Below are 8,072 nucleotides of genomic sequence, written 5' to 3'. Positions count from 1 at the left end.
TCAAGGCATGGCTTAGGGGGATGCACCACCACGTGGGGGACCTACAGGACTATCTCGACGAATATTGCTACAGGTTCAACCGCAGCTTCATGAAGGAGGGCATATTCGACAACCTGATGCTCAGGATGGTAAATACCCCGCCATGCTATATCAAAAATATTAGTGGTTAAATGCCTAAGTCAAATAATCAAATTCCAACATTTCCTCTGAAATGGACATCATTGAAGTTAACGGTGTGTCGCGATAAACAGATATATCGAAGGATTTTTTGCCGGCAGCACTGGAAATAATTTCAACAGAACCAGAATTCCAGCCATAGGAAAGATTTGAAACATCTGTAGTGACCGTAATTTCGGAAATATTTCCATCCACAATGCCATTGTTAGGGGACAAGTTAATCCAATTGGGTTTATTGCCTATTTGCCACTCAAAGGACCCCTGAGGTTGCGATGAAATTAATACGGTGCCTATTTCATCCAACGTTAACTCCAAATTAGTTGGTGAAATTACCAATTGCAGGTCTTTCAGCTCCGCCGGGTCATTTTCATTGGAACAAGAAATTATTAGAAAAAACCCTAGAAGATATCCTAAGACAGAAAAGGAAATTTTGTTCATCGTACATATATTATGGCATACTACCATTAAACGTAGATTCATAATACATATTACGAACACGCTAATTCTTATTTTAAAACTTTATTTTATGAAAGTTACCGACTGTAATTAGGGGATTCCTTGGTGATGGTTACGTCGTGTGGGTGGCTCTCGTTGATACCGCTCGCCGTAATCTTTACAAAACGCCCCGTCTCCTTTAATGTCTCTATGTCCTTGGCCCCACAGTATCCCATACCGGCCCTGAGTCCGCCAACAAATTGATGGATACTTTCGAACAAGTCGCCCTTGTATGGCACCCTACCCACGATACCTTCCGGAACCAATTTCTTGATATCGTCCTCTACGTCCTGAAAGTATCGGTCCTTACTACCTTGCTTCATAGCTTCCACGGAACCCATGCCCCGGTAACTTTTAAACTTCCGACCTTCATAGATAATTGTCTCCCCAGGGGATTCTTTCGTTCCAGCGAGAAGGGAACCTAACATAACCGTATCCGCACCGGCCGCTATGGCTTTGGGGATATCACCCGTATAACGTATACCACCATCGGCAATAACCGGCACACCGGAACCTTTTATGGCCGCAGCCACTTCCAAAACGGCCGAGAATTGTGGGAATCCTACCCCGGCCACGACCCTAGTGGTACAAATGGATCCTGGCCCAATCCCTACTTTTACGGCATCGGCACCGGCCTCCACCAGATATTTTGCGGCTTCACCCGTGGCAATATTACCCACGATCACATCCAGATCCGGGAATTTCTTCTTGACTTCCTTTAGAATGGTAACCACGCCTTTGGTATGTCCGTGGGCGGTATCGATAACCACGGCATCCACACCGGCATTGACCAAAGCTTCAGCCCTATCAACAGCATCCAGGGTAACACCCAATGCGGCGGCAACGCGCAACCGCCCGTATTGGTCCTTGTTGGCAATAGGTTTTTGGGTAAGTTTCGTAATATCCCTAAAAGTAATCAGACCTATTAATTTATTGTTCTTGTCGACTACGGGAAGTTTTTCGATTTTGTGTTCTTGTAGAATATCCTCAGCTTCGGAAAGCGAAGTTCCCTCACCGGCCGTCACCAAATTTTCTGAGGTCATGACCTCGGCAATTGGACGATTGTTATTTTTCTCGAACCTTAAATCCCTATTGGTTACGATACCTATCAACCTACCCTCATCATCTACAATAGGAATTCCTCCAATGCTGTGCTCCTTCATGTTCGCCTTGGCATCCTTGACCTTGGAATTCAGGGGCATGGTTACAGGGTCCAAAATCATTCCGCTCTCCGCCCTTTTGACCTTCCTAACCTTTAAGGCCTGTTGCTCAATCGTCATATTCTTATGTAATACGCCTATACCACCTTCCTGTGCAATGGCAATCGCCATTCGGGATTCGGTCACGGTATCCATCGCCGCAGAAATTATCGGGACATTGATGGTAATATTTCGTGTGAACTTGGATTGAATATTGACCTCTCTAGGCAATACATCGGAATAGGCTGGTACCAGGAGTACGTCATCATACGTAAGACCTTCTCCAAGAATTTTATTTAGGTGGGCTTCCATGCAATTAAGGATTTAATTGCGTGCAAATATACGCTTTTTAATTGGGATAATTCATCCTATAAAAAGGGGGGGTATACCAACAAAGTAGCTACGAAAGGCACCCTAAACTTCCAAATCCCGAAAAAAGCATTCAATCATTCCTATTTTTTAAGTCAACTTAATGTAACCTACATACCAATATCCGCATAAAAAAACCGAGCAATCCATGGAGAATTACTCGGTCCTAAGGATTCCTGACAACCTATTTTATTCCAACGCGGTTTCACCTTCGTTGGGATTGTACACATAATTGAAGGTATAAACCCTGGATTCATCCGAAAAAGCATCGGGTTCAGCCGGTGCATCCCTGTAATAACTTATGATTTCAACCTTGGCGTATTTACCATCATGGGTCCTAAATACCAGAATCCTACCGGGTATCGGGGTAACTGTAAATGTCGCCGGATTGTAATTGTACCATCCTTCACCACTACCCGCAGGTACGGCAAAGGAACCTGCCGCATCTTGATCAAAGGAGAGTCCATCGGCACTTGTGATATCGGAAAAAACACCGTTTTGGATGGTCGCACCCCCATCACCGTTCCTAGCGGGCTCCTCATTGGTTCCCGTGGCCGTACCTCCGTTAACGGCAATGGTGGTTCCCCTAAAAGCAATGTCCCAATCCGTTTCACTGTCACTGACCGCTCCGGTCTCAAAACTGAATTTTTTAAACATACCGCCTATGGGTTGTCCCTGGCCCCCGGTTTGTGGCGCTTCCAAATTTGACACGGTTTCCGAAATCAAATTGGACAACACCGTAAAGGTAGCTGCCGATGTTTTTGTAGACCCGTTTGCCGAAATTTCAATTTGTCCGGAAGTTGCCCCAGATGGAACCGTAGTTACGATTTCTGTAGTGGATACCGAAGTAACTTCGGCGGAAACCCCGTTGAACAAAATAGAGATTTTGGAAGCATCGGAAGGGAAATCGGTTCCTGAAATTCTAATTTCGGCACCTACGGTGCCGGATTCCGGGGCGATGGCCGTCAACGTAAATTCCAATACGGGAGCATCATCGTCGCTACAGGATACAAAAGAGAAAATCATCAATAAAAGGGTACAAAGTTTTAGCGTTGTTTTCATAAAAATCAAAATTTAAAATGTAATGTTTAATCGAGTGAATAATTGAATACCAGGATTTATCAGAACCTCGTTATCCTGTAAAGCGAGGGGGTTGCTTCCCCTAAAGTCCAAAAGATTGTTCGCGCCCAACTGTAGTTGGTAATGCTTGAAAAGTGTTTTTCCCAAGGATAGGTTTACCAAGGAGTACCCATCCACGAAACTGTTGTCAAAATCGTCCAAAAGGTTGTTCCCGTTTCTATCGGTAAGTCCGAATTTACTCCTATAAACGACCCTGAGGTTGGCGTTTGCATCCCATTTGGGGATTTCATAAAATACCTTGAAATTAAAGGTGTGGCGGGAACGATTTTCCAGACCAAAGTATTGGCTGCGTTCCAAGCGCACGGTTTGCAAGGTTTCAGGGTCACGTGCAAAAACGTTCCCTTGTGCCAAGGCATCCTCCTGGTCCTTATCATAGGCGAATAGCAATTGATATCCACCGGAAAGACTCAGGTTTTTAATGCCGTTGAATTTAATATCGGTTTCAAGTCCCTGCGTGTAGACCCGTTCCCTGTTGATATAGCCAAAAACGTTCTGACCGTTGGTCTTGGAGGCAAGGATTTGGGTGTCGATAAGATTCGTAAAATCGTTGCGGAACAGGTTTACATCGGCCGTTAATTTTCCTGACTTTAGGGTAAGCCCCAAATTGTAACCCACAGAACTCTCCGCATTGAGCCGTTGGCCTAATTGGGAAGGGTTGATGGTCAAATTGGAAATCTCGCCATTTTCCTGCAATCGCCGGATTCCTTCGGCTTCTACCTCCTTGCCAAATACCGAATAACCCCCACCCGATGCATTGGTAAAATCAAGGTACAACTGCCTAAAATCAGGAGCCTTGAAGCCGCTGCCCACGGAACCTTTGACGGCAAGGCTTGGCGATATTTCATACCGGGCGGAAAGTTTGGGACTCACTTGGGATTTGTATTCGCTGTGATTGTCAAAGCGCAGTCCGGCTATCACGTTCAGTTCTTCTAAAGGTGTAAAGTCATATTGGGAAAACACATATTGCGAAAGAAAGGACACATTGTCCGCAAAGAGGTTTCGCTGCAAGGTTTCAAAATTGCCTCCTACGCCCAGCGTAAATGTGTTTTCACCAAATTTTTGGTTAAACCGGACTTCCGGACGGAACAGTTTCTGATTGAAGTCGTTCGCCAAAAGCACCTCATCGGTCAGGATGTCCAACGATTCTTCATCGGTAATATAATTGGTGTAGTACAGTTCATACTGTACATTCGTTTTGGAAGAAGGGTCGTGGTTGGCCCGGACCAATAGGTTCAAATCCTGTTCCATGCTGGTACTGGGGGCTACATCAAAGTCCTGATGAAAGAATCGGCCGGAGACAAAGAAGTCAAGTTTTTCCGACGCATCGTAAAAAAGGCGTCCGTTTAGCGTATAGTTATCAAAGGGATTCACCGTCTGCCCCACATCGCCGGAGGCGAGGTCATAACCATCGGTACTCAGTCGGTCTACAAAAAAGGAATAACCAAAGTCCTCCTTTCGTTGGTTGATGCTGAAATTGCTGTTATGGTGGTTGAAGGTGGCGATGCGATGGCTTAGTTGTCCATTTATGTTTTCAGATGACGGCTTTTCAGTTATGATATTAATAACACCTCCAAGGGCTTCCGAACCAAAGAGACTGCTAGAGGGCCCTTTGACTATCTCAATTTGCTTGATGTTTCCAATAGCAAACCGACTCAAATCCAAATTGCCAGAACTGCGCCCCACTACGGGAACACCATCGATCAACACTAATACATAATCCGACGCTATCCCCTGTATCTGAACCCCCTCGCCCCCACCAACAGTGGCATCGGGAGTCATAATGATTCCCGTCTGTTCATTTAAAATCTCGTTCAACCGGGTTACTCCCGTTCGTTCTAGTTGTGTTTTAGGAATCAAGGTAACCGGCAAGGGCAGGGACGATAACTGACGAACGGTACGTGTCGCAGTAACTACGACCTCTTCCAAATTTTGTGTCAGAATGGAGTCTTTACTTTCTTCTGTCTGTCCCCAGATAAATGAAAGGTAGATGGTGAAAAAAATAAACGTTAAATTATTTTTATTTAGACTCATTCTGTATAAATTTGGCTCAAAAATAATTATTATTTTAAATCAGTCTAAATAAAGAGAGTAAAAATTTCAACGAATCATAAACTTTAACATCTATAACAAAATGAGAAAAGTTCAGCTAGTTACCGCTATGGTTATTGTAATGGGAACAACCGTTTTTGCCCAGACCAAAAAAGAAATGGATCAACAATCCATCAAGGAAATGTGCGGCTGTTTTGAAGTCACCTTCAACTTTGCCGAAACCTTTAATTACAGTCAGGATTCTTTGTACAAACCTTCTAAAACAAAGGTGGATAAAGGTCTGGAGTGGGCACAGTTAGTGACGGATGAAGATGACAAAATCGTTATACAACACATACTGCAAGTGGGTAATCCGGCAGAACCCATGATCGTAAAGCACTGGAGACAGGATTGGCTTTACGAGAACACGGATTTTTACTTATACAATGGTGACAACGAATGGAGCTTCACCAAGAAACCTAAAGGTGAAGTGACCGGTCAGTGGACCCAAAAAGTGTATCAGGTAGATGACAGTCCCAGATATGAAGGGAGTTCCTCCTGGGTGCATGTGGATGGCACAAGTTTTTGGGAAAACACTACCCCCGCACCGCTTCCCAGAAGGGAATATACCACCCGAGGGGATTATAACCTGACCATGCGTGGCAACCGACATGAAATTACCGCCGATGGATGGGTGCACGATCAGGACAATTCAAAAATCATACGCAAAAATAGCGAGAATGACATCCTATTGGCCAAAGAGAAAGGGTACAATACTTATGTAAAGGTTCCCGATGCGCGCTGTAAGGCAGCGGCCGACTGGTGGACCGCCAACGATGATAAATGGGCCATGGTGCGTGACAAATGGGATGAAGTATTTGCTAAGGAAACCGATTTGGTCCTGAAGGAGAAAGTGGACAACAAGGTACTTTTTAAGCATTTGTTCGATGATGAAGTTTCGAATGCCGACAAAATCGGAGCAGTAATTGATGCTTTTGTCGTTGATGAAAAATCCAAAGAAGCCCTTAAAAGCAAATAACCGATGAAAAACATTTTAAACTCGATCCTCTCCATAACTTTTTGTTTCAGTCTTGCCGCCCAGAAAAACCCATTCTTGGACAGGGAATACTGGAACGGCAATCCCTCCGTAGAGGAAATAGAGGCCACCATTTCGCAAGGTTTCGATATTACCGAACGCAATGCCGCTTATTTTGATGGCCCCACCTATGCCATTTTGCAGAAAGTGAATACCAAAACCATGGCACATATTATTGCCAAGGAAGGAAACGGTGTTGACAAATTGACCCATGACGGTAGAATTTACTTGCATTGGGCCGCCTATGCGGGAAATTTGGAATTGGTCAAATACCTACTCTACGTAGGGTCTAATGCCGCCGCAGTAGATGCCCACGGCTATTCCGTACTTAATTTTGCGGCAAACTCCGGTGTTACGGATACCCAGATTTTTGATGCCCTTCTTGAAAATGGAGCGGACATAAAAGCGACTACACACAATGGGGCCAACGCTTTGTTACTGGCATCCTCTGGAGCCGATAATTTTGAGGTGCTCCAATATTTTGTGGATAGGGGGCTACCGCTCAACAGTACGGATGATGCCGGAAACGGAGTTTTCCAATATGCCTCCCGTGGCGGGAATATCGACCTGCTAAAGACCTTGGCAAAAAATGGGCTGGATTATAAAACGTTGAATTCTGAAGGTGAAAATGCACTCTTCATGGCCGCAAGGGGAACCAGACGAATCCAAAACACTAAGGAGGTATTCGACTATTTGGAAGCAATGGGATTATCCAATCAACTTGTAAATAAAGAAGGAAAAAATCTATTGCACCTAATCGCAGGGAGGAACAAAGACCTTAGTTTGTTCGCCCATTATATTGAATCCGGTGTTTCGCCTGAACTAAAGGATGAGGAAGGCATAACCCCTTTTATGTTAGCTGCTTCTGGGAACGACCTTGAAGTATTGGATTTGTTGGCGAAACATGTAAGGGATATCAATGCGACCGATGAAAAAGGCCGCAATGCCCTTATGATGGCCGTGGAAAGAAATAGCAACACGGTAGTGGACTTCCTTTTGGAACATGGTGCGAATGTGAATGTAAAGGATAAAGATGGAAACTCCGTAGCCTTTTATCTGATTCAAAACTATAACTCCCAAAACACAGAAGAATTCGACAACAAATGGAATACTCTACAGGAAGCCGGTCTTTCCCTGAACGGTAAGCAGGGCAACGGAAATACTTTATTGCACCTTGCTGCGAAAGCGAACAACCTGTCGCTGTTAAAAAGATTGGAACCACTGAATATAGACATCGACCAAAAGAATTCCGAGGGTATCACGGCCCTGCACTTGGCCGCAATGTCATCCGATAATGAAGACATGTTGAAGTATTTAATTTCGAGGGGGGCGGATGTACGTGCAAAAACAGAATTTGAAGAAACGGTCTACGATCTGGCAAGTGAAAACGAATTGTTGCAAAAGCACAACGTCGCGTTGGATTTTTTTAAAATATAATTTAAAGAATGAAATGAGCCATGACAAGTCTTGATACCTACCGAGATGTCCCGATAGCTATCGGGATGGCGAAATCGAAGATTCATGAACACCCATCTAAACAAAATGAAATGATGTGCATAATTACATCC

Annotated in this window: 6 protein-coding genes and 1 pseudogene; 3 read left to right on the top strand and 4 right to left on the bottom strand. The window is 44.4% G+C overall.

Annotated features, from left to right (window positions below):
• Window positions 1-170 (top strand): annotated as a pseudogene (locus BFP75_RS17260) (IS1595 family transposase); the annotation flags it as partial.
• 4 nt (window positions 171-174) lie between these two features.
• On the opposite strand, the gene BFP75_RS17255 reads toward BFP75_RS17260, so the two are convergent.
• The 4 genes from BFP75_RS17255 to BFP75_RS17235 all read right to left on the bottom strand — a co-directional run bounded on the left by BFP75_RS17255 (window position 175) and on the right by BFP75_RS17235 (window position 5,411).
• Window positions 175-615, bottom strand: a complete 441-nt coding sequence (locus BFP75_RS17255; RefSeq protein ID WP_099546589.1) for a hypothetical protein — start codon at window positions 613-615, stop codon at window positions 175-177.
• Between the two features lie 95 nt (window positions 616-710).
• Window positions 711-2,183, bottom strand: coding sequence for an IMP dehydrogenase (gene guaB / locus BFP75_RS17250; protein ID WP_099546588.1), 1,473 nt, complete (start codon window positions 2,181-2,183; stop codon window positions 711-713).
• A gap of 246 nt (window positions 2,184-2,429) precedes the next feature.
• Window positions 2,430-3,302, bottom strand: a complete 873-nt coding sequence (locus BFP75_RS17240) for an IPT/TIG domain-containing protein (protein ID WP_099546586.1) — start codon at window positions 3,300-3,302, stop codon at window positions 2,430-2,432.
• Window positions 3,303-3,314: 12 nt separating this feature from the next.
• A complete protein-coding gene (locus tag BFP75_RS17235) occupies window positions 3,315-5,411 on the bottom strand; it encodes a TonB-dependent receptor plug domain-containing protein (protein WP_099546585.1) in 2,097 nt (698 codons plus the stop codon).
• A 100-nt stretch (window positions 5,412-5,511) separates the two neighbouring features.
• Here BFP75_RS17235 and BFP75_RS17230 point away from each other — a divergent pair, with 100 nt between their 5' ends.
• Both BFP75_RS17230 and BFP75_RS17225 read left to right on the top strand, forming a co-directional pair.
• A complete protein-coding gene (locus BFP75_RS17230; protein WP_206073568.1) occupies window positions 5,512-6,447 on the top strand; it encodes a DUF6607 family protein in 936 nt (311 codons plus the stop codon).
• Between the two features lie 3 nt (window positions 6,448-6,450).
• The gene (locus tag BFP75_RS17225) at window positions 6,451-7,941 is read left to right on the top strand and encodes an ankyrin repeat domain-containing protein (RefSeq protein WP_099546584.1); all 1,491 of its coding nucleotides are present in this window, start codon (window positions 6,451-6,453) and stop codon (window positions 7,939-7,941) included.
• Window positions 7,942-8,072 lie beyond the last annotated feature (131 nt).

Origin of the sequence: Maribacter sp. 4G9, from assembly GCF_002742265.1 — a bacterium.
Lineage (GTDB): Bacteria > Bacteroidota > Bacteroidia > Flavobacteriales > Flavobacteriaceae > Maribacter.
Note: the sequence above shows the minus strand (reverse complement) of the source record. Positions and strands in the feature narration are given on the sequence as shown.

What these genes read in the sequence shown, in the direction of transcription:
- BFP75_RS17255 (WP_099546589.1), bottom strand. Translation starts at nt 615, where the DNA reads ATGAACAAAATTTCCTTTTCTGTCTTAGGATATCTTCTAGGGTTTTTT.
- guaB (WP_099546588.1), bottom strand. Translation starts at nt 2,183, where the DNA reads ATGGAAGCCCACCTAAATAAAATTCTTGGAGAAGGTCTTACGTATGAT.
- BFP75_RS17240 (WP_099546586.1), bottom strand. Translation starts at nt 3,302, where the DNA reads ATGAAAACAACGCTAAAACTTTGTACCCTTTTATTGATGATTTTCTCT.
- BFP75_RS17235 (WP_099546585.1), bottom strand. Translation starts at nt 5,411, where the DNA reads ATGAGTCTAAATAAAAATAATTTAACGTTTATTTTTTTCACCATCTAC.
- BFP75_RS17230 (WP_206073568.1), top strand. Translation starts at nt 5,512, where the DNA reads ATGAGAAAAGTTCAGCTAGTTACCGCTATGGTTATTGTAATGGGAACA.
- BFP75_RS17225 (WP_099546584.1), top strand. Translation starts at nt 6,451, where the DNA reads ATGAAAAACATTTTAAACTCGATCCTCTCCATAACTTTTTGTTTCAGT.